Annotated in this window: 20 protein-coding genes; 12 read left to right on the top strand and 8 right to left on the bottom strand. The window is 70.0% G+C overall.

The annotated features are described in order from the left end of the window. Positions 1-257: 257 nt before the first annotated feature. On the bottom strand, positions 258-842 hold the full coding sequence (locus tag ACFU5K_RS03510; RefSeq protein WP_384056216.1) for a DUF2017 domain-containing protein: 585 nt from the start codon (positions 840-842) through the stop codon (positions 258-260). Positions 843-892: 50 nt separating this feature from the next. Further along, complete coding sequence (gene clpS / locus ACFU5K_RS03505; RefSeq protein WP_383191954.1) at positions 893-1,210, bottom strand: ATP-dependent Clp protease adapter ClpS; 318 nt, start codon at positions 1,208-1,210, stop codon at positions 893-895. 79 nt (positions 1,211-1,289) lie between these two features. On the opposite strand from clpS, the gene ACFU5K_RS03500 reads away from it, so the two are divergent. Both ACFU5K_RS03500 and ACFU5K_RS03495 read left to right on the top strand, forming a co-directional pair. After that, a complete protein-coding gene (locus ACFU5K_RS03500) occupies positions 1,290-2,621 on the top strand; it encodes a nicotinate phosphoribosyltransferase (RefSeq protein ID WP_384056213.1) in 1,332 nt (443 codons plus the stop codon). A gap of 232 nt (positions 2,622-2,853) precedes the next feature. After that, entirely contained in the window at positions 2,854-3,438 is a 585-nt protein-coding gene (locus tag ACFU5K_RS03495; RefSeq protein WP_384056210.1) for an isochorismatase family protein, read from the top strand. Between the two features lie 70 nt (positions 3,439-3,508). Here ACFU5K_RS03495 and ACFU5K_RS03490 read toward each other — a convergent pair whose 3' ends face one another. Next, on the bottom strand, positions 3,509-3,853 hold the full coding sequence (locus ACFU5K_RS03490; protein ID WP_384056207.1) for a hypothetical protein: 345 nt from the start codon (positions 3,851-3,853) through the stop codon (positions 3,509-3,511). Positions 3,854-3,974: 121 nt separating this feature from the next. Next, positions 3,975-6,374 (bottom strand): immune inhibitor A domain-containing protein, encoded by a 2,400-nt coding sequence (locus tag ACFU5K_RS03485; RefSeq protein ID WP_384056204.1) that lies wholly within the window; start codon positions 6,372-6,374, stop codon positions 3,975-3,977. A 380-nt stretch (positions 6,375-6,754) separates the two neighbouring features. Between ACFU5K_RS03485 and ACFU5K_RS03480 the strand changes: the two genes are divergently transcribed. Further along, positions 6,755-7,051 (top strand): hypothetical protein, encoded by a 297-nt coding sequence (locus ACFU5K_RS03480; protein ID WP_384056201.1) that lies wholly within the window; start codon positions 6,755-6,757, stop codon positions 7,049-7,051. A 10-nt stretch (positions 7,052-7,061) separates the two neighbouring features. On the opposite strand, the gene ACFU5K_RS03475 is transcribed toward ACFU5K_RS03480, so the two are convergent. Both ACFU5K_RS03475 and ACFU5K_RS03470 read right to left on the bottom strand, forming a co-directional pair. Beyond that, entirely contained in the window at positions 7,062-7,730 is a 669-nt protein-coding gene (locus ACFU5K_RS03475) for an RDD family protein (protein ID WP_384056198.1), read from the bottom strand. Between the two features lie 89 nt (positions 7,731-7,819). Next, entirely contained in the window at positions 7,820-9,364 is a 1,545-nt protein-coding gene (locus ACFU5K_RS03470; RefSeq protein ID WP_384056195.1) for an RDD family protein, read from the bottom strand. 216 nt (positions 9,365-9,580) lie between these two features. Between ACFU5K_RS03470 and ACFU5K_RS03465 the strand changes: the two genes are divergently transcribed. Then, positions 9,581-10,057, top strand: a complete 477-nt coding sequence (locus tag ACFU5K_RS03465) for an SsgA family sporulation/cell division regulator (protein WP_384056192.1) — start codon at positions 9,581-9,583, stop codon at positions 10,055-10,057. Between the two features lie 16 nt (positions 10,058-10,073). On the opposite strand, the gene ACFU5K_RS03460 is transcribed toward ACFU5K_RS03465, so the two are convergent. After that, a complete protein-coding gene (locus ACFU5K_RS03460) occupies positions 10,074-11,441 on the bottom strand; it encodes an FAD-binding oxidoreductase (protein WP_384056189.1) in 1,368 nt (455 codons plus the stop codon). Between the two features lie 97 nt (positions 11,442-11,538). On the opposite strand from ACFU5K_RS03460, the gene ACFU5K_RS03455 reads away from it, so the two are divergent. Beyond that, entirely contained in the window at positions 11,539-13,167 is a 1,629-nt protein-coding gene (locus ACFU5K_RS03455; RefSeq protein ID WP_384056186.1) for a tetratricopeptide repeat protein, read from the top strand. A 120-nt stretch (positions 13,168-13,287) separates the two neighbouring features. Here ACFU5K_RS03455 and hppD read toward each other — a convergent pair whose 3' ends face one another. Then, complete coding sequence (gene hppD / locus ACFU5K_RS03450; protein ID WP_384056183.1) at positions 13,288-14,433, bottom strand: 4-hydroxyphenylpyruvate dioxygenase; 1,146 nt, start codon at positions 14,431-14,433, stop codon at positions 13,288-13,290. A 122-nt stretch (positions 14,434-14,555) separates the two neighbouring features. Between hppD and ACFU5K_RS03445 the strand changes: the two genes are divergently transcribed. The 7 genes from ACFU5K_RS03445 (at position 14,556) to ACFU5K_RS03415 (ending at position 19,774) form a co-directional block, all read left to right on the top strand. Further along, a complete protein-coding gene (locus ACFU5K_RS03445) occupies positions 14,556-15,029 on the top strand; it encodes an Lrp/AsnC family transcriptional regulator (RefSeq protein ID WP_384056180.1) in 474 nt (157 codons plus the stop codon). A 16-nt stretch (positions 15,030-15,045) separates the two neighbouring features. Continuing rightward, entirely contained in the window at positions 15,046-15,693 is a 648-nt protein-coding gene (locus ACFU5K_RS03440; protein ID WP_384056178.1) for an ABC transporter permease, read from the top strand. After that, positions 15,686-16,954 (top strand): ABC transporter ATP-binding protein, encoded by a 1,269-nt coding sequence (locus ACFU5K_RS03435; RefSeq protein ID WP_384056175.1) that lies wholly within the window; start codon positions 15,686-15,688, stop codon positions 16,952-16,954. Before ACFU5K_RS03440 ends, ACFU5K_RS03435 begins: the two co-directional genes overlap by 8 nt. After that, positions 16,951-17,805, top strand: coding sequence for an ABC transporter permease (locus ACFU5K_RS03430; protein WP_384056172.1), 855 nt, complete (start codon positions 16,951-16,953; stop codon positions 17,803-17,805). The genes ACFU5K_RS03435 and ACFU5K_RS03430 overlap by 4 nt, the downstream gene beginning before the upstream one ends. Beyond that, positions 17,802-18,773 carry a glycine betaine ABC transporter substrate-binding protein gene (locus ACFU5K_RS03425; protein ID WP_384056170.1) on the top strand — a complete coding sequence of 324 codons (972 nt, stop codon included), beginning with the start codon at positions 17,802-17,804 and terminating at the stop codon, positions 18,771-18,773. The genes ACFU5K_RS03430 and ACFU5K_RS03425 overlap by 4 nt, the downstream gene beginning before the upstream one ends. Before the next feature lie 187 nt (positions 18,774-18,960). Next, positions 18,961-19,578, top strand: a complete 618-nt coding sequence (locus ACFU5K_RS03420; protein ID WP_384056167.1) for an ArsR/SmtB family transcription factor — start codon at positions 18,961-18,963, stop codon at positions 19,576-19,578. Between the two features lie 13 nt (positions 19,579-19,591). Next, the gene (locus tag ACFU5K_RS03415) at positions 19,592-19,774 is read left to right on the top strand and encodes a hypothetical protein (protein WP_384056164.1); all 183 of its coding nucleotides are present in this window, start codon (positions 19,592-19,594) and stop codon (positions 19,772-19,774) included.

Raw genomic sequence — 19,774 nt, 5'->3', positions numbered from 1 at the left:
GGCGGGTCCGTGGACGCGGACCTGCCCGTGCCAGGTGTTGTACTCCGGCGATCGGCCGGTACTCATCGGTGCGGCGAGGGGTGGTGCCGAAAAATGAGTTGTGAAGTAATACCACGGCACTGCCGGCCCAAAGTGTGACGCACGTCACGCCCATATGGGAAAAGTCGCCGTTCCGGGACTCTCTCCCGGAACGGCGACATTATCGTTATGCGGATTTGAGCGTCCGTTGAGCGACAGGACGTGGACGCCCGACGCGTCTATGCCATCAGTGTCTCGACGAGCGTTTCCTGGAGCGCACCGAGCCAGAGATAGGCCATCACCATCGGCTTGCGGGGGTCGTCGTCGGGCAGCCGGTAGAGCGACCCGTCCTGGCCCTCGTCCTCGTCCGAGACCTCGAGCCTGGTGCCGATGGTGAGCCGGAGGTCGTTGAGCGAGCCGAGCCAGTGGTGGCACTCGTCGCCGGTGAGGGTGAGCACGGCACCGCTGTCGGCTGCGGGCGCGAGCGCGTCGAGCGACCGGACGACGGCCAGGGCGTCGTCGCGCTTGCGGGTGCGCAGGTCGTTCTCGGTGAAGCGGCGGAACTCCGCGGACGCCTCGCGCAGCTCCTTGTCCTCGTCCCCGTAGGCCTCCGGGAAGAGCCGGGCCAGGGCCGGGTCCGAGGGCGGCTCGCTGGGGCCCTCGGCGAAGAGGGCGGCGAGGGGGTCCTCCCCCTCGGCCGGTTCGTCGCCGGGACCGATCAGTTCGAGCAGCTGGACGGCGAGGGAGCGCAGGATGGCGATCTCGACCTCGTCGAGCGCGACGGACGCGCCGCCGCCTGGGTTGGCCTCGAAGTGGCCGGCCATGGATTCTCCGATGGGTGGGTCGGACGGAGGGGGAAAGGGGCGGCGGCCGGTCAGTTCCGGTCCTGGGTCAGGGTGGCCCAGAGCCCGTAGCCGTGCATGGCCTGGACGTCGCGTTCCATCTCCTCGCGGCTTCCGCTGGAGACGACCGCGCGGCCTTTCTGGTGGACGTCGAGCATCAGCTTGTGCGCCTTGTCCTTCGAGTAGCCGAAGTAGGCCTGGAAGACATACGTCACGTAGCTCATGAGGTTCACCGGGTCGTTGTGCACCAGCGTCACCCAGGGGACGTCGGGCTCGGGGACGGCGAAGGTCTCCTCGGCCGATTCGGGACGTTCGATCTCTACGGGGGCAGCAACGCTCACCCACCCCATGCTGCCACCAGGGAGGGGTCGGCGCACAAACGGCGCCCCCATCTCGTCACTCTGACGAATAGGGAGTAGCATCCCCGGCATGAACTCAGCGGACCTTGGGCGACGGGTCGGTGTGCCGTCGACCGCGCTCTTCACCGACCAGTACGAGCTCACGATGGTGCAGGCCGCACTGAAGGCGGGCACCGCGGACCGGCACTCCGTCTTCGAGGTCTTCACCCGGCGCCTTCCCGATGGCCGGCGCTACGGCGTGGTGGGGGGAACCGGGCGAGTGCTGGACGCGGTGGAGAACTTCCACTTCGACGAGGAGATGCTCGCCTTCCTGCGCGACCAGAAGATCGTGGACGCGGCCACCGTCGACTGGCTGGCCGGCTACCGCTTCAGCGGAGACATCTGGGGCTATCCGGAGGGCGAGGTGTACTTCCCCGGCTCGCCGCTCCTGCGGGTCGAGGGCTCCTTCGCCGAGTGCGTGCTGCTGGAGACCGCGATCCTGTCGATCCTGAACCACGACTCGGCGATCGCGGCGGCCGCGTCCCGGATGTCAGCCGCGGCGAGCGGCCGGCGGCTCATCGAGATGGGCGCCCGGCGCACGCACGAGCTGTCGGCGGTGGCGGCGGCCCGCGCCGCGTACGTCGGCGGCTTCCACACCACCTCGGACCTCGCAGCGGGCTTCCGCTACAACATCCCGACCGTCGGGACGAGCGCGCACGCCTTCACCCTGCTGCACGACAGCGAGCGGGACGCCTTCCAGGCGCAGGTGGACTCGCTGGGCCGGGGCACCTCGCTGCTGGTGGACACCTACGACGTGGCCGAGGCCGTGCGCACGGCGGTGGAGGTCGCGGGGCCGGAGCTCGGCGCCGTACGCATCGACTCGGGTGACCTGCTGCTGGTCGCGCACCGGGTCCGGCAGCAGCTGGACGAGCTGGGTGCCACGGAGACGAAGATCGTCGTGACCTCCGACCTGGACGAGTACGCCATCGCCTCACTGGCCGCCGCGCCGGTCGACGCCTACGGCGTGGGTACGCAGCTGGTCACCGGCAGCGGGCACTCCACGTGCTCCATGGTCTACAAGCTGGTGGCACGTGCGCGGTCGGCCGATCCGGCGGACCCGGTGCTGCTGCCGGTGGCGAAGAAGTCGATGGGCGCGAAGTCGTCGAGGGGCGGACGCAAGTGGGCGGCGCGCCGGCTGGACGAGTACGGGGTCGCGGAGGCCGAGGTGATCGGTACGGGTGAGGTACCCCAGGAGCTCATGGACAGGCAGCTCCTCGTGGAACTCGTCAGGGGTGGCGAGGTGGTGGCCAGGGAGTCGCTGGAGGCGGCTCGGGAGCGCCACACAGCGGCCCGGGCCGGACTGCCGATGTCGGCGATGCAGCTGTCGCGCGGAGAGCCGGTGCTGCCCACGGAGTACGTCTGAGGCCGCGCGTACCGCCGTGCGGCCCTCGCGGTACGCGCGAGGGCGCCTGGCCCGCGGCGGACGGGCCCACTCGTCCGTCCGCCGGAACCGGTCACGCCCCGCCGGGCGTGCCGGGAAGGAGAGCCGACAGGTGCGCCCCCTCCCGCAGGGTGCGTGGAGTCTCTAGGCTCGATGACATCCCCACCGTCCCAGTCCGCGGATACCGGCGGACCCCCACCGAAGGACAACCGTCATGCATCGCGCCTTGATCGTCGTCGACGTTCAGAACGACTTCTGCGAGGGCGGCAGCCTCGCGGTGGCGGGCGGCGCAGATGTCGCCGCCGCCATCACCGACCTGATCGGCGAGGCCCAGCCCGGATACAGCCATGTGGTGGCCACCCGCGATCACCACATCGACCCGGGCGACCACTTCTCCGCGTCCCCCGACTTCGAGCGCTCGTGGCCCCCGCACTGCGTCGCGGGGACGGAGGGCGTGGGCTTCCACCCGAACTTCGCCCCGGCCGTCGCCTCCGGTGCCATCGACACCGTGTTCGACAAGGGTGCCCACGCGGCCGCCTACAGCGGCTTCGAGGGCGTCGACGAGAACGGCACCGGGCTCGCCCAGTGGCTGCGGGACCGGTCGGTGACGGCCGTCGACGTCGTCGGCATCGCCACGGACCACTGCGTGCGGGCCACGGCCCTGGACGCCGTCCGCGAGGGCTTCGCCACGCACGTCCTGCTGGACCTGACCGCCGGTGTCGCCGAGGGGACGACGGAGCGGGCCTTGGGCGAGATGCGGACCGCGGGCGTGGAGCTGTCGGGCAAGCCGGTCGTCTGACCTGCCCGGGACGACCCGGCCGGGACACCGGCCCGGTCGTTCCTGGAGCAGTCCCGCGCCCGACAGGCTCTCAGGCGGCCGGGCGGGCGGGCCCGGCGTGTCCGGAGGTTTTGAGCAGGGCCCGGATCGGGTGCCAGAGTTCCTGTCCCGCCTGCGGCGCGGTCCGCCACAGCAGCCCGTCCGGGTGATGCAGGACCGCCGTTATCTCGTCCGGGGTGGGCGGATGGGAGTTGCCCCGGAGGTAGACGGCGCGCAGTCCGAGATTGCGCAGCCTGGTCAGGGCGCGCGCCCGGTTCGCCGCGTGGACGAGGACCCGTACGGGTCCTCCCGGTCCAGCTCCGTCCGCCGGTCTGTTCAGGGCCAGTGCCACCACCACCCTGCCGTTGGGCAACCTGCAGAAACCTCCGCCTGCCATGCTTCGCGCTCCCCCGTAAGACTTCGTGTCAATAAGGATCGGTAGGACGCACCTAAACACGATCGGCCGCCGCCCGCTAGAGGGCGACGGCCGATCATGCTGTGACCTGCTGCTTTGTCGACTACTTGGCCGAGGGGCCGACCTTGACCGTCATCGTCGAACCGCTGCGCGGCTCGCTCACGATGCTGATCCGGGTGTTGGTGTCAGAAACCTTGACACTTCCCGTCGGGTTCTCCTCGTACCAGTAGGTGCCCTTGCGGTCGTCGAAGGCCGGGACGCCCAGCGACGGCTTGATCTTGAGCGCCACGTCCGCGTTGTGCAGCGTGAAGCCCTTGTTCGGGTACCAGCTGAACGGCGCGTCGAAGGGCTGGATCTTGTTGCGCAGGAGCGAGCCGTCCGTCCACTTCAGCGGCTTGGCGTGCGAGTCCACCGGAAGGATCAGACCCTGGCCGTGGTGCTGCGAGGTGTTGTTGTCCTTCTGGGAGGTGTCCCAGAGCCACACCATCAGGCCGTTCTGGTACGCGTAGTGCTCGACCCAGTCCGGACGGCTGGCGGAGAAGCCGAAGTTGTACGGGCCGACCTCGAGGGTCTTGTCGTACGAGACGTACTGGCGGTTCTCGGCGATGTAGTACTGCGGGTAGTCGTTGGTGAACGACTCACCGATCCGCGAGAAGCCCTTGGCGGTCCAGCCGTTGTCGTCGCCCTCGGCGTTGTCCGTGAAGAGCACGGCGCCGTCGGCGGTGACGGTGATGGCGTCGGCGGTGAAGCCCTTGCCGCCCGCGCCGCCGTCCGTCTGGTAGCGGAAGCGCAGGTCGATCTTCTTGCCCGCGTAGGCGTTCAGCGGGTACGACAGCTTCTTGACCGCGCCGGAGACGTCGGTCAGGGCCGGCTTGTCACTGGCGTCACGCGGGATGGCCTTGCCGTCCGCCGTGCCGTCGAGCGCGGTCCAGGAGGAGCCGCCGTTGTCCGAGACCTCGGTGTAGAGGTAGTCGTAGTCGGCCTCGATGTCGTACCAGCCGGACAGGTCCAGCGAGGCGGACGTCTTGCCGGTCAGGTCGACCGAGCGCGTCAGGGTGTTCGACAGGTCGTCACCCATGTCGCTCCACCACTGCTTCGAGCCCTCAGCGGGCTTCGTGACGGTGGTGGTGACTTCCTTGTCGGGAAGCTCGACGACGAGCGCCTGCTTGTCCTTGGTGTTGTACTCCGAGACCCCCAGCTTGTGGGTCGACTTCGTGGCGGCCTTGGCCGTGTCGTAGTCGAGCCAGCCGAGCTGGAGCTTGTCCCAGGCGGTCATGTCGCCCGGGAGGTTGCCTATCTCGCCCTTGCCGGTGCCGAGCCAGGAGCCCGCCGACATCAGGGACCAGAAGCCGACCGAGTTCTCGCCGCCACCGGAGGTGTCGTACAGGTCCGGGAGGCCCAGGTCGTGGGCGTACTCGTGGGCGAAGACGCCCAGGCCGCCGTTCTCGGGCTGCGCGGTGTAGTCACCGACCCAGATGCCCGTGTCACCGATCTCGGCGCCACCGGCCTTGTTGTTCGCGGGGCCCGTCGCACCGGCGTTGGTGCCGTAGGCGTACCAGCGGTGCGCCCAGATGGCGTCGGAGCCCTGGGCTCCGCCACCCGCGGACTGGTCCTCGCCGGCGTGGACCAGCTGGAAGTGGTCGATGTAGCCGTCGGGCTCGTTGAAGTTGCCGTCGCCGTCGAAGTCGTAACGGTCCCACTCGTCGTACTGCGCCAGGTCGGCCTTGATCTGGGCCGGTGTGCGGCCCTTGGCCTTCTGGTCGGCGGCCCAGGCGTTGACGCCGTCGCGGACCGTGTCCCAGACGTTGGCGCAGTTGGTCTGGCCGCAGTAGTCCGAGCCGTACCGGGCCTCGTTGTACGGGACCTTGACCCAGTCGGAGACCTCGCCGTCGACCGAGTAGCGCCCGGAGGACGTCTTCTCGTAGTACGTCTTGAGGGAGTCCTTGCCCGCACCCTGACCGAAGTACAGCTCCTGGAAGTGGGCCTGGTTGTAATCGGCCTGCCAGGCGGTGCTGTTGTCCTTCTTCGGGTCCGGCTTGGCTATCTTGTTGTGCAGGGGGCCGGGCGTGCCGCCGTACTTCTTGACGGGCGGCTTGGGGCCGTCGCCGTCCGGGTCGAACATCGTGGTGTCGTCGACCTTGTCGCCGAACTCCACGAGGATGGTGAAGATCTTGTCGGTCTTCTCCCGGCCGAGCTCGACGTACTTGCTCTTACCGAGCTTGACGACCTTGGAACCGCCCTTGGTGGTCACCTTCTTGTCGCCGGACAGGACCTGCTCCAGCGCGGCCTGACGCTGGGCGTCCTGCTCCTTGCTGAAGGGGCCTTCCAGGTCGTGCTCGTGCGCCTTGGCCGGCGCGGGGTCGCGCCGGTCCACGGTGGAAGCGCCTGATGCTGACGTTCCGTCGTACGCCTGCGCGGTGGCGAAGGCGGATGCCGTCGCGGCGGTGGCGGCCAGGGCCACGGCTACGGCCGCGGCGCGTAGCGCTCGTCTCTGAGTGGTCACTTGATGCAGTCCTCCCCGGCGTTCGCGTCCGCGGCCTGGGGCGAAATCGGGGCCGCGCGCGATTAACGCGTCACAAGTGACGACATTTGATCGGAGTTATGAGAGAAAAGACAGACCTTGACTTGCACAAGCCAAGTGCACTATGCGAGAGCTTGGTTCCGCTATCCGGACGGACCTCCCGGCCGGCACCCCGCCCCACCGGCACGCCGGATCCCGCTGCCGTCGACGGCGTGACTCCGTGCGCCCCCCGTGCACCGGTACCGTGGGTTAGGTCACGCTTACCGCACGCTCCTCGCGGGCATCCACCGTCGTAGGGTCGATCGGCGGTGCGAACGTGTCGAGAGACTTCCCTATCCGACGCCCCGAGGACGGATACCGCCATGCCGCGTCCGACTGCCGCACAGTTCCTCTACGGTTCGGCCACCGTCGTCTTCTCGGCGTTCGCCATGCTTCTCCTGTCCCGGACGGAATCCGGTACCGGGGTCGGCGTCGTCTGCGTCGCGGCGCTGGCGCTGGGCCTCCTGGTCGCCCTGACCGTGCCGCTGCCCACCCGCGCGAAGAAGGCTCCGAGGGCCGCCGCGCCCTCGGCCGCCGCCCGCGTGCACCGCACCGTCGAGGACATCGAGCCGGCGGCCGCGCGGCGCGAGCGCATCGGCGAGCACTCGCTGCACCGCTGAACACCGCTTCTCAGCGTGTGCTGACGACAACTGTCCTGCCCGCCTTGTCCTCAAGTGTCTGCCGGTAGGGCTTGCTGGTGAACATCAGCACGATGTTGATCAGCCACCACAGACACGGACAGCAGAGCAGCGCCGGGGCCCACAGCACCACGGCCCGCATCAACGAGGAACTGGTATCGGGCACGGATCCGTCGTTGAGCATCGCCACGCGCATCTTCAGCAGCCGCTTGCCCGGCGTCCGGCCGTCCTTGTGCGTGAAGTACGTGTCGTAGGCGACGTACAGCACGAGCGCGATCAGCGACCAGACCAGCTGATGCCCGCTGTAGGCGTCCCCGACCGCGTTGCCGAAGTCGTCGTCGTCGTCCGAGACGTCGACGGCCCCGCCCCAGGGCAGCGAGATCAGGTACAGCGGGATCGAGATGATGAGGAAGTCGATCAGCCGTGCCAGGATCCGCTTGCCCGGCTCCGCGAGCGGCGGCATTCCTGCCAGCGGATCGGCACCGCCGTACGGCCCTCCGCCGCCGTACGGGTCGTTCGGAGGCGGAGGCGGAGGCGGGGGTGGGGGTGCCCCTCCGCCGTAGGGCGAACCGCCGGACGGAGGCCCCTGCGGCGGCCGCTTGGAGAAGGGGTCGTCCTCGGGAGGCTGCCCCGGCGGCGGAGGCGGTGGTTCATTACTCATGGGGGCAGTGCACCCCGGCCCGCAGGGGCCCGCAACGGCTGAGGTGCTTTCGGGGGACGGTGCGTCAGCACACGGGCGTACGGGCGGTCTCAGCCCGCGACGAACGTGCGGGCGGCCTTGTCGTGCCAGCACTGGCGCCACGGCCGGTCGACCAGGCACCAGAGCACATTGACCACGCCGACGACTACGAGGGCCAGTACCCCGTAGACCAGCCAGCGGCGCACGGCGGCCCCCAGGGAGGGCGAGTCGTGGGACTCGATGTCACGCACTTCGAGACCGCACAGCCGCTTGCCCAGCGTGCGGCCCCACTTGGCGGTGGGCAGGGCCTCCAGGAGGAAGCCGAGCACCAGGAACGCGGCGAGCACCCCGCCGAACAGGCCGGCCGTGGTGGAGTCCAGCAGCCAGACGGTGACCGTCTCGCCGGACTGCTCGGCCGCCTCGATCTTCCGGTCGATGTGCTCCACGGCGCGGGTGACCAGCGGAAGCGCGACCGCTCCGACCAGCGCCCCCAGGACGACCGTGTCGACGAGCCGCGCGGCCAGTCGCCTGCCGAGTCCGGCGGGCCGGGCGGAGGCCTGAGCGCGCGCCAGCTGCTGGAAGGGGTCGTCGACCGGAGGCTTCCAGGGCACGACCGGCGGCTGCTGCTCGGCACGGGCGCCCTGCTGCTGGGACGGCATCGGACCCTGTGGCTGGGGCCGGTGCTGCTGCGGGCGGGCGGTCTGCCCGGGCCGCGCGAGCTGGTGTGCCTGCTGCGCCCAGGACGCGGAACCACCACCGGGACCGGGTGTCAGGGGCGTGTTCAGCCCCGGCGCCTGCCCCTGCGGTACGTGAGGTGCCTGGGGGCTTTGCGGCGCGGCTGGCCGCGCCTGCTGCTGAGCCGACGCGGGGGCAGGAGCGGCGGCGGAGGGCTGCGGGGTGGTGCCGGGCTGCGCCGCGCGGATCGCCATCGTCCCGTCGGCGTGCGCGGGGCCCTCCGCACCGGGACCCGGGGGGCGGGTCGTCGTGCCCGGCCCCGCGGCGCGGATGGTGACCGTGCCGTCCGTGGGCGGACGGTTCGCGTTCCCGTCCGCGGAGGTCTCGCCGGACCCCTGGTCGCCGACTCCGCGGTCCCGCATGCCCGGCAGCGCGCCACGCGTCGGATCGGGGGCGGCGGCCGGAGCGGGGTCGACGGGAGACCGGTCCGCCGGGATGGCGGGCTGCGCGGAGGCGGCCGGGGCCGAGGGGTCGGGCGTACGCGGATCCTGGCCGCCCCACGAGACGCGGTGGTCCCGTTCGCCGCCGAAGCCGGTCTGCCGGGAGGTGTCCGCCTGCCACGCGGACGCCGCCCGGGGCCGTCCGGGGGCGTCTGACCCTCCGGTGCCGGTCGCGCGCGCGCCGTCGGCCGTGCCCTGCACCTCGTCGAAGTACATCGGTCCGGTCTCCTCGACCGGAGCGGCCGGACGTCGCGGAGCCGCCTGCGCCGGCGGGGCGGGCTGCGGCGCGGGTGCGGGCCCGCTCTGGGCGGGTGCGGGCCGGCTCGTGCCGGGGACCCAGGAAGCACCGTTCCAGTACCGGACGTATCCGGGGATGGACGGGTCGGGGTAATACCCCTCGCTGGGGCGTTCGTCACCGGGTGCCGGGGTTGGGGCGCTCATCACCGTGGTCCCGTATCTCTTCTAGGCCTCAATACAAGGGTCCACATCTATCAGAACACCGAGCACCCCCGGGCCCGTCCTGTCGTTTGGACCACTTTCCAGGTCGCGGGAAGTTTTGCTGGGAAGTCGCGTCATAGACGTCCGGGAGGGCGCTCTCTCCCCGTGCGGGCCGGTCACGGGACCGGGCCCACGAGCATCGGAAGGTCGTGCACCCTCATGCAGAACGCCGTGGAACGCGAGTTGGAAGTGAAGCTGGTCCTGTCGCCCGAGCGGTCCGTCCCCGTGCCCGCCCGCCTCTCCTACCTCACCGACGACCCGTACGCGGTGCACGTCGTCTTCCACATCGGCTCCGACTCCCCCGTGCACTGGACGTTCGCCCGGGAGCTGCTGGTGGAAGGGGTGTTCCGGCCCTGCGGACACGGCGACGTACGGATCTGGCCGACCAAGGCCGGGGACCAGGGCGTCATCTGTTTCGCCCTCACCTCTCCCGACGGCGACGCACTGCTGGAGGTGCCGTCCGTCGCGGTGGCCGCCTGGGTGGAGCGAACCCTGCGGGTGGTCCCGCCGGGCACGGAGAGCAACCTGCTCGGCCTGGACGGCGCCCTCACAGAGCTGCTCACCCCGCTCCCGGCCGACGACCTGTGGCTGAGCGATCCCTGGTCCCAGGACGAGACCACGGACGGTGAGCTCTGACGGCGGGGCGGGGCCGTCAGAACAGCTTGCCGGGATTGAGCAGCCCCAGCGGGTCGAAGGCCGCCTTGATGCCGCGCTGCACCTCCACGCCCACCTCGCCCAGCTCACGGGCCAGCCATTCCTTCTTGAGCACGCCCACCCCGTGCTCGCCGGTGATGGTCCCGCCGAGTTCGAGGCCGAGCGCCATGATCTCGTCGAAGGACTCACGGGCCCTGCGGGACTCGTCGGCGTCGGTGTGGTCGAAGCAGACGACGGGGTGGGTGTTGCCGTCGCCCGCGTGGGCGCACACACCGATGGTGAGACCGAACTTCTCCGCGATGGCGGCCGTGCCCTCGATCATCGCCCCCAGCCTGGAACGCGGCACGCAGACGTCGTCGATCATCGTGGCGGACTTGACCGTCTCCAGGGCCGGCAGCGCGAGCCGGCGCGCCTGGAGCAGGAGTTCGGACTCGGCGACGTCCTCGGCGGGCACGACCTCCGTGGCGCCCGCCGCGACGCAGAGTTCTCCGACGGCAGCGAGGTCGGCGGCGGGATCGGGCGTGTCGAATGCGCAGAGCAGCAGTGCCTCGGTCGCTTCGGGGAGGCCCATGGAGGCCGTCGCGTTGACGGCACGCACGGTCGTACGGTCCATCAGTTCGAGGAGTGACGGGGTGTGTCCGCGCTCCATGATCCGGCACACCGCGTCGCAGGCGGCTGCGGCGGAGGGGAACTCGGCGGCGAGCACGAGTTGCTCCGGCGGCCGGGGGCGCAGCGCGAGCACGGCTTTGACAATGATGCCGAGGCTGCCCTCCGAGCCGACGAAGAGCCGGGTGAGGTCGTATCCCGCGACGCCCTTCGCGGTGCGGCGGCCGGTGTTCAGCAGCCGTCCGTCGGCCAGGACGACCTCCAGGCCGAGGACGTATTCGGCGGTGACGCCGTACTTCACACAGCACAGCCCGCCGGAGGCGGTGCCGATGTTGCCGCCGATGGTGCACATCTCCCAGCTCGACGGGTCCGGCGGGTAGGAGAGCCCGTGCTCGTTGACGGCCCGGGACAGCGCGGCGTTGAGGACGCCCGGCTCGACCACCGCGATCCGGTCGACCGGGCTGATCTCCAGGATCCGGTCCATCCTGACCAGCGAGAGCACGATGCATCCGTCGGAGGCGTTGGCCGCACCCGACAGGCCCGTCCGCGCCCCCTGGGGCACCACGGGAACCCTGAGGGCGGTCGCGGTCCGCATGACGTGCTGGACCTCCTCGACCGTGCGCGGCAGCACCACGACGGCGGGACTTCCCGCCTCGCAGAAGCTCGCCATGTCGTGGGCGTACGAGGCGGTGATGTCCGGGTCCGTGATCAGCGCCTCGGCCGGAAGGCCCACGCGCAGTCGTTCGAGGAGTGCGTTCATGATCCAAGCGTGACACCCAGGGCCAATGGTGTGAACCCGTCTGCGTCGACGTTCGTCCATCGCGATGTGATCTTCATACTGACGCACAGTGATGCCCATGGATGCCATGCCGCAGCAGAACCAGGAGCCGCCCACCTCCACCCTGCCGCCCCAGGGTGCGACGTCCGTCCCGCCGCCTCCGGCGACGATGCGCACCACCCTGCGCCGGGCGGCGTTCGGCGCGATGGCCGGCGCGGTACTCGTCGCCGGTGCGGTGATCGCCGTACCCGACGGCTCCAAGGAGGCCGCGCCCCCCTTGCCGGGACCCGTCGCACGGGCCGAGACCGCTGCGGCGGCGGGTTCCCCGGCGTCCCTGTCCGATCTGACGGCTCTGATCGGCGACCGGCAGAAGTGGGTGGAGACGCACCCGTCCGACGCGCCGTCATGGGCGGTGCTCGGCACGGCCTACGCCGAGTGGGGACGGCGCTCCGCCGACGCGGCCTACTTCACCCGGGCCGAACAGGCGCTGCAGCGCTCGCTGGCCGCCCAGCCGGGCGAGCGCGGGAACACGGCGGCCTGGGTGGGGCTGGGGGCCCTGGCCAACGCCCGGCACGACTACCTCGCGGCGAAGAAGTGGGGCGAGACGGTGCGCGCGCGGTCGCCGAAGACCTGGACGGCGTACCCGGTCCTCATCGACGCCTACAACGGCCTCGGCGAGTACGCGGCGGCAGCCAAGGCGACGGAGAAGTTCGCGGCCCTGCGCAAGGGCGCCCCGGCCCTGGCCAGGACGGCCCAGATGTACCGCAACCAAGGCTGGCGCGAAGACGCACTGGCGACCGCCCAGGAGGCCGCGGACCGGGCCTCGGCGCCCGCCGAGAAGGCGGCGGCCCTGCACCGGCTCGGCGACCTGGCCGCGGAGCGCGGCGAACCGGCCGAGGCCCTGGCGCAGTACGATGCCGCGCTGCGCACGGACCCCGGCCACCTCGCCTCCCGGGCAGGCCGGGCCCGCGCACTGGTGGCGCTGGGCCGCACGGACGAGGCGCAGACGGACTACCGGACGGTGACGACGAAGCTGCCCCGCCCCGAGTACGTGCTGGAACTGGGCGAGCTCTACGAGTCGCTGGAACTGGACGGCGACGCCCGTACCCAGTACGGCAAGCTCCGCGAACTCCTCGCGCAGGCCAAGGCCGCCGGGGTCGACGAGTCGCTGACGGAGGCCCGCTTCGAGGCCGACCACGGCGACCCGGAGACGGCGGTGGAGCTGATGCGCACCGAGTGGGCGGCGCAGCGCCGCAGCGCCGAGATCGCGGACACCCTGGCCTGGTCGCTGCACCGCGCGGGGCAGTCCGAGGAAGCGATGCAGTACGCCGACCAGGCCGTGGAGACGGGCGTACGGGATGCCTCGTACGCCTACCACCTGGGCGTGATCGAGGCCGCCCTCGGCCAGGACGGCCCGGCCCGCGGTCACCTCGAGGAGGCCCTGCGGACGAATCCGGACTTCTCACCGCTGGCGGCTCCCCTGGCCCAGGAGGCACTGGAATCGCTGGGCGATCCGGAGTCGGGCGGCCCGGCGGACTTGCAGCCGCCGCCCGAGCCGGAGTCCACGCCCTCGGCTTCCGCCCCGGTGAAGCCGGATCCCACGCCCGATCCGACGCCGGAGTCCGGGGCCGGGCAGAACCCGGAGCCGACGCCGTCGGCGGCCCCGTCGCCCCGTGCGGCGAAACCGAGCGCGTCGGCGAGCGCGTAGACAGCGCGAAGGGTGCCCTCCTCCCGGCCGGGAGGAGGGCACCCTTCGTTCAGGTCCAGGTCCGCTCGGGACCCGCTCGGGCCCAGGGCACGCGAGCCCGGCACGATCCTGACGAGAGCCCTACAGGTTGCCGCGCTTCTCCTGCTCGCGCTCGATGGCCTCGAACAGCGCCTTGAAGTTGCCCTTGCCGAAGCCCATCGAGCCGTGACGCTCGATCATCTCGAAGAAGACCGTGGGCCGGTCCTGGACCGGCTTGGTGAAGATCTGCAGCAGGTAGCCGTCCTCGTCACGGTCGACCAGGATCTTGAGCTCGCGCAGCGTCTCCACGGGGACCCGGGTCTCGCCCGCCCACTCGCCGAGGGTGTCGTAGTAGGAGTCCGGGGTGTCGAGGAACTGCACGCCGGCCGCACGCATCGCCCTCACGGACGCCACGATGTCGTTCGTGGCGAGCGCGATGTGCTGGACGCCCGCGCCGCCGTAGAACTCCAGGTACTCGTCGATCTGCGACTTCTTCTTCGCGATCGCCGGCTCGTTGATGGGGAACTTCACCTTGAGCGTGCCGTCGGCGACGACCTTCGACATCAGCGCGGAGTACTCGGTGGCGATGTCGTCGCCCACGAACTCCTTCATGTTGGTGAAGCCCATGACCTTGTTGTAGAAGGTCACCCACTCGTTCATCCGTCCGAGTTCCACGTTGCCGACGCAGTGGTCGATGGCCTGGAACGTGCGCTTGGCGGCCGGCTCCACGATCGGCTCCGCCGCGACGTAGCCGGGGAGGTAGGGGCCGTCGTAGCCCGAGCGCTCCACGAGCGTGTGGCGGGTCTTGCCGTACGTGGCGATGGCGGCCAGCACCACCGTGCCGTGCTCGTCCTTGACCTCGTGGGGCTCCGTGAGGCCCGTCGCTCCGTGCTCGACGGCGTAGGCGTAGGCCTTACGGGCGTCGGGGACCTCGATGGCGAGGTCGACCACACCGTCACCGTGGGCGTTCACGTGGTCGGAGAGGAAGGTGCCCCACTCGGTGGACGCCTTGACGACGGAGGTGAGGACGAAGCGGGCCGAGCCGTTGGTCAGGACGTAACTCGCGGTCTCTCGGCTGCCGTTCTCCGGTCCGGAGTAGGCGACGAGCTTCATGCCGAAGGCGGTCGAGTAGTAGTGCGCGGCCTGCTTGGCGTTGCCCACGGCGAAGACCACCGCGTCCATTCCCTTGACCGGGAAGGGATCGGCCTGCCGGGCGGTGTCGGGCGTGGTGTGCAGAGTCTCAGTCATGTCCGAAGGTTCTCCCCGCTTTGCAAGGTGCGCAACAGTTCGCGCATCCACTGGTCAATGTGTGCAACCAGGTGTGAGGATGAGCGGACTATGTGTACAGGCTGACCATCGGGAGACGGATCATGGCGATCGATCATCTGGACGGCCGGCTCATCCTGCTGCTGGCCCGCGAGCCTCGCATCGGTGTGCTGGAGGCGTCGCGGCGGCTCGGGGTGGCCCGCGGGACCGTGCAGGCCCGGCTGGACCGCCTTCAGTCGAATGGCGTCATCCGGGGCTTCGGTCCGGACGTGGATCCGGCGGCGCTCGGTTACCCCGTCACCGCCTTCGCCACGCTGGAGATCAAGCAGGGGCAAGGAGCCGACGTAAGAGCCCACTTGAGTGGCGTGCCGGAGGTGCTGGAGCTGCACACGACGACCGGGCACGGCGACATGCTCTGCCGGCTGGTCGCCCGCTCGAACGCCGACCTCCAGCGGGTGATCGACCGCGTGGTCGGCTTTGATGGCATCGTCCGGGCCTCCACGGCGATCGTCATGGAAAACCCGGTACCGCTGCGTATTATCCCGCTGGTTGAGCAGGCTGCAGAGGACAAGAACTGAGCCTACGGAGCAAAATGTGAACTTCTGGGAGTATGTGGGCACCCGCCACCAGCAACTGCTCACCGACACGTATCAGCACGCCAGCGCGGTCTTCCAGTGCATGGTCATCGCCACCCTCCTCGGCGTCCTGATCGGTGTCGTCAGCTATCGGAGCGGCTGGGGCGGCTCCCTGGCGGTCACGTCCACCTCGGCGATCCTCACGATCCCCTCGCTCGCCGCGATCGGCCTGCTGATCCCGCTGGTCGGCCTGGGAGTCCCGCCCACCGTGATCATCCTGACGCTGTACGGGCTGCTGCCCATCGTCCGCAACTGCAACGTCGGGCTGCGCGGTGTCGACCCGACCCTCGTCGACGCGGCGAAGGGCATCGGGATGTCCCGGACGCGGCGGCTGCTCAAGGTGGAACTGCCCCTCGCGTGGCCGCCCATCCTCACGGGCATCCGGGTCTCCACCCAGATGCTGATGGGGATCGCCGCCATCGCCGCCTACGCCTCGGGCCCCGGACTCGGCAACGAGATCTTCCGCGGCCTCGCCTCACTCGGAAGCGCGAACGCCATCAACCAGGTCCTCGCCGGCACCATCGGCATCGTCATCCTCGCTCTGCTTTTCGACGCCGCCTACGTCCTCCTCGGGCGGCTGACCATCCCCAGGGGGATCCGTGCCTGAGACCGCCACCGGGCCGACGGAGTCGACCCCGGAACGCACCACCGCCTCGGGTGCCACCATCCAGCTGGAGAACCTCAGCAAGTCCTATCCCGGCAGCCCCGCCCCTGCCGTGGACAACGTGTCCATGGACATCAAGGCCGGCGAGACCGTGATCCTCGTGGGCCCCTCCGGCTGCGGGAAGTCCACGACGCTGAAGATGATCAACCGTCTGATCGAGCCGACGTCCGGGCGGATCAGGATCAACGACGAGGACGTCACCGACATGGACCCGGTGAAGCTGCGCCGGAAGATCGGTTACGCGATCCAGTCCTCCGGTCTCTTCCCGCACATGACGGTCGCGGAGAACATCGCCCTCGTGCCGAAGATGACCGGCTGGTCGAAGTCGGGCGTGAAGGACCGGGTCGAGGAGATGCTCGACCTGGTCGGGCTCGACCCGAGGGAGTTCCACGGACGGTATCCGCGCCAGCTCTCCGGCGGGCAGCAGCAGCGCGTGGGCGTGGCAAGGGCACTGGCCGCGGACCCGCCCGTACTGCTGATGGACGAGCCTTTCGGAGCGGTCGACCCGATCACCCGGGACCACCTCCAGGACGAGCTGATCCGGCTCCAGCACGAGCTGCACAAGACGATCGTCTTCGTCACCCACGACTTCGACGAGGCCATCAAGCTCGGCGACCGGATCGCGGTGCTGCGGGAGCGTTCGCACATCGCGCAGTTCGACACCCCCGAGGCCATCCTCACCAATCCGACCGACGACTTCGTCTCCGGTTTCGTCGGTGCGGGCGCCGCGCTGAAGCGGCTCAACCTGACCCGTGTGCGGGACGTGGGCATCGCCGACTTCCCCACGGTCACCGTCGAGGACCCGCTCCAGTCGATCTTCAACAAGCTGCGGGACGGTCAGCACAACGAGCTGCTGATGCTGGACCGCCGCAATCGTCCGTACAAGTGGCTGCGGCGCGGCGACCTGATGCGGGCCAAGGGTTCGCTCGCCCGGGCCGGACAGCTGGTGCACGACACGGTGACCCGGGACGCGACGCTGCACGACGCGCTGGAGGCCGTGCTGACGGACAGCGGCGGGCGGGTCGCCGTGACGGGACGGCGCGGTGAGTTCATCGGCGTCGTCGACATGCAGACCCTGATGAACTCCGTGCAGGAGCTCCTGGAGGCGGACCGGCTCACCGCGATGGAGCATGAGCACGACCTGGAGGAACTGCGCAGCCACCGGACGGAGCAGGAGCTCGAGGGGGGTGACGACGGGCTGTGACCCCCAGTCATCAGGCGCCTCCCACGGGGGCGCGGCCACCCGGAGAGCACGACGTGAAGGGCCACGCCTTCCGTGACGAGGGGGCGGAACCGGCACCCGCGCAGTCCGCGCCCGCCCGCCGGATCACCTGGCAGAAGCTTGTGGTGGTACCGGCGGTCCTGGCGGTCGTCCTGGTCGCCACCTATCTCTGGATCTCCAACGCCGAACTCGACTCGGTCGCCGAGAACTCGATCGCGGGCGACATCGTCGAGGTGCGCTGGTGGCAGCACGTCAGGCTGACCGCCATCTCCACCTTCTGGGTGCTGATCATCGCGATCCCGCTCGGCATCGCGCTGACCCGGCGTGGCCTGAAGAAGGCGGCGCCCGGGGTCACGGCCATCGCGAACATCGGCCAGGCCACCCCCGCGATCGGGCTGCTGGCGCTGCTCGTGATCTGGCTGGGCATCGGGCCGTCCACCGCGATCGCCGGAATGGTGATCTACGCGGTCCTGCCGGTGCTCTCCAACACGGTGGCGGGGCTCAACGCGATCGAGCCGACCCTCGTGGAGGCCTCCCGGGGCATCGGCATGTCGGCGATGGGCACGCTCACCAAGGTCGAACTGCCGCTCGCGGTCCCGCTGATCCTGGCGGGCGTGCGGACGGCGCTGGTCCTCAACGTGGGTACGGCGACCCTCGCCACCTTCGGGGGCGGCGGCGGGCTGGGCGACCTGATCACCTCCGGGATCCAGACGCAGCGCATGCCCGTGCTGGTGCTCGGTTCCGTACTGACGGTGGTCCTGGCGCTGCTGGTGGACTGGCTGGCGTCGCTGGTCGAACTGTGGCTGACGCCGCGCGGACTGGAGGAAGCGTGAGGGTACGTACGGGCCTCGCATCGGTGGCCGCGCTCGCTCTCGTGCTCACGGGATGCGGGCTGAAGAGCGGATCGCCGCTGGTGGACGACGTGGTGCCGGGGTCGGTCGGCAAGGGGCAGCCCCTCAAGGGCGCGTCCCTCACGGTGACCTCGAAGAACTTCAGCGAGAACATCATCCTCGGCAACGTGATCGGCCTGATCTTCAAGGCGGCCGGCGCCGAGGTGCTGGACCGCACGAACCTTCCGGGGTCGATCAGTGCGCGCGAGGCGGTCGTCAAGGGTGAGGCGGACGCGCTGTACGACTACACGGGCACGGCGTGGATCACCTATCTGGGTCACGCCGAACCGATCGCCGACCCGCAGAAGCAGTGGAAGGCCGTGCGTGACGAGGACATCGGCAACGGGGTGACATGGCTCCCGCCGGCCACCCTGGACAACACCTACGCCCTGGCCATCAGCAAGAAGAACAACGCGAAGTACCACCTGAAGACCCTGTCCGACGTGGCGGCACTCGCGAAGAAGGACCCGAAGGCCGTGACGCTCTGCGTGGAGAACGAGTTCGCCTCGCGCGACGACGGGCTGCCCGGCATGCAGAAGAAGTACGGGATGAACCTGCCGGCCGCCAACATCAAGAAGATGGACGCCGGGATCATCTACACCCAGGTCAACAAGTCCGGCTCGTGCCTGCTGGGCGAGGTGTACACCACGGACGGCCGGATCAAGGCGATGAACCTGGACGTGACGGAGGACGACAGGCAGTTCTTCCCCAACTACAACGCGGCCCCGGCCATCCACACGGCGACCCTGGACAAGTATCCCGAGATCGCGGAGATGCTGGCGCCGGTGACGAGGAAGCTGACCACCGAGCTCGCGCAGGAGCTCAACTCCAAGGTGGACGTGGACGGCGAGGACCCGCACGAGGTGGCGAAGGACTGGCTGCTGAAGGAAGGATTCATCAAGGAGGGCTGAGCGGGACGCACCGCCGCCCTCACCGAAGCCGGGGCCTCCACCGCAGTTCGCGGAGGGGGTCCCGGCTTCGGCGTGCGGGTCCGTGTGGCCCCGCACGCCCCGGCGACACGCCCCGGCGACCGAGATCCAAAGGAGTCGTTGCAAAAAATCTGTTGCAAAGCAGTCTTTGCAACTCTACTCTCGCACCATGGCACCGAACGATCCCGCAGACCGCACGTCCCTGTACGCCGACGACCCCCAACTCCACCAGGTCGACGCCCGCACCCTGCGCGGCCTCGCCCACCCGCTGCGCATCCGGCTGCTCAACGCTCTCCGGGAGTTCGGGCCCGCCACCGCCTCCGGGCTCGCCGACCGGCTCGGCGAGTCCAGCGGGGCCACCAGCTACCACCTGCGCCAGCTCGCGGCGTACGGCTTCGTCGAGGACGATCCGGAGCGCGGCAAGGGCCGGGAGCGGTGGTGGAAGGCCGCACACACGGGGACCGTGTTCGGGCCCGCCGTCGACTTCACGCACCACGCGGACCCCGAAGTCCGCGGCGCCATGGGGGTGGTGCTCCACGAGGTCGCGACCACGCACGCCCAGGAGCTGAACACCTGGCTCGGGACCATGCACGAGTGGCCCGAGGAGTGGCAGCGGACGATGGATATCAGCGACTTCAAGCTGCGGCTCACACCGGAGCTCGCCCTGGAACTCAACGAGAAGATGCACGCGCTGATGAAGAGTTACCGGGACCGCGTCCCCGACGGCGCCGAAGGCGCGGGTGTCGTCCGCACCCACCTGCACATGTTCCCGCGCTCCACCGACTGAAGGGACCACCGTCATGCACTGCGACATCCACCTCGTGCTGCACACCCTCCGTGCCGCCGAACTCCACGGGACGACGGCCGCATTCCACCCGGCGCGCCCGGGGCTGCGCCACCGGATGGGCTGGACGCTGGTCGAGCTGGGTCTCCGGCTGGCCCAGACGTCACCGGTCCCGGCCCGTACTCCGCGAGTGGCATGA

Source organism: Streptomyces sp. NPDC057428 (assembly GCF_042803195.1).
Lineage (GTDB): Bacteria > Actinomycetota > Actinomycetes > Streptomycetales > Streptomycetaceae > Streptomyces.
The sequence above is the reverse complement of the archived record's forward strand: the minus strand, read 5'-3'. Positions and strand labels throughout refer to the sequence as shown.

Coding starts and splice junctions, on each gene's coding strand:
- ACFU5K_RS03490 (WP_384056207.1), bottom strand. CDS start 3,853: ATGGCAGGCGGAGGTTTCTGCAGGTTGCCCAACGGCAGGGTGGTGGTG.
- ACFU5K_RS03470 (WP_384056195.1), bottom strand. CDS start 9,364: ATGAGCGCCCCAACCCCGGCACCCGGTGACGAACGCCCCAGCGAGGGG.
- ACFU5K_RS03455 (WP_384056186.1), top strand. CDS start 11,539: ATGGATGCCATGCCGCAGCAGAACCAGGAGCCGCCCACCTCCACCCTG.
- ACFU5K_RS03465 (WP_384056192.1), top strand. CDS start 9,581: ATGCAGAACGCCGTGGAACGCGAGTTGGAAGTGAAGCTGGTCCTGTCG.
- clpS (WP_383191954.1), bottom strand. CDS start 1,210: ATGGGGTGGGTGAGCGTTGCTGCCCCCGTAGAGATCGAACGTCCCGAA.
- ACFU5K_RS03415 (WP_384056164.1), top strand. CDS start 19,592: ATGCACTGCGACATCCACCTCGTGCTGCACACCCTCCGTGCCGCCGAA.
- ACFU5K_RS03495 (WP_384056210.1), top strand. CDS start 2,854: ATGCATCGCGCCTTGATCGTCGTCGACGTTCAGAACGACTTCTGCGAG.
- ACFU5K_RS03475 (WP_384056198.1), bottom strand. CDS start 7,730: ATGAGTAATGAACCACCGCCTCCGCCGCCGGGGCAGCCTCCCGAGGAC.
- ACFU5K_RS03420 (WP_384056167.1), top strand. CDS start 18,961: ATGGCACCGAACGATCCCGCAGACCGCACGTCCCTGTACGCCGACGAC.
- ACFU5K_RS03480 (WP_384056201.1), top strand. CDS start 6,755: ATGCCGCGTCCGACTGCCGCACAGTTCCTCTACGGTTCGGCCACCGTC.
- hppD (WP_384056183.1), bottom strand. CDS start 14,433: ATGACTGAGACTCTGCACACCACGCCCGACACCGCCCGGCAGGCCGAT.
- ACFU5K_RS03500 (WP_384056213.1), top strand. CDS start 1,290: ATGAACTCAGCGGACCTTGGGCGACGGGTCGGTGTGCCGTCGACCGCG.
- ACFU5K_RS03510 (WP_384056216.1), bottom strand. CDS start 842: ATGGCCGGCCACTTCGAGGCCAACCCAGGCGGCGGCGCGTCCGTCGCG.
- ACFU5K_RS03460 (WP_384056189.1), bottom strand. CDS start 11,441: ATGAACGCACTCCTCGAACGACTGCGCGTGGGCCTTCCGGCCGAGGCG.
- ACFU5K_RS03445 (WP_384056180.1), top strand. CDS start 14,556: ATGGCGATCGATCATCTGGACGGCCGGCTCATCCTGCTGCTGGCCCGC.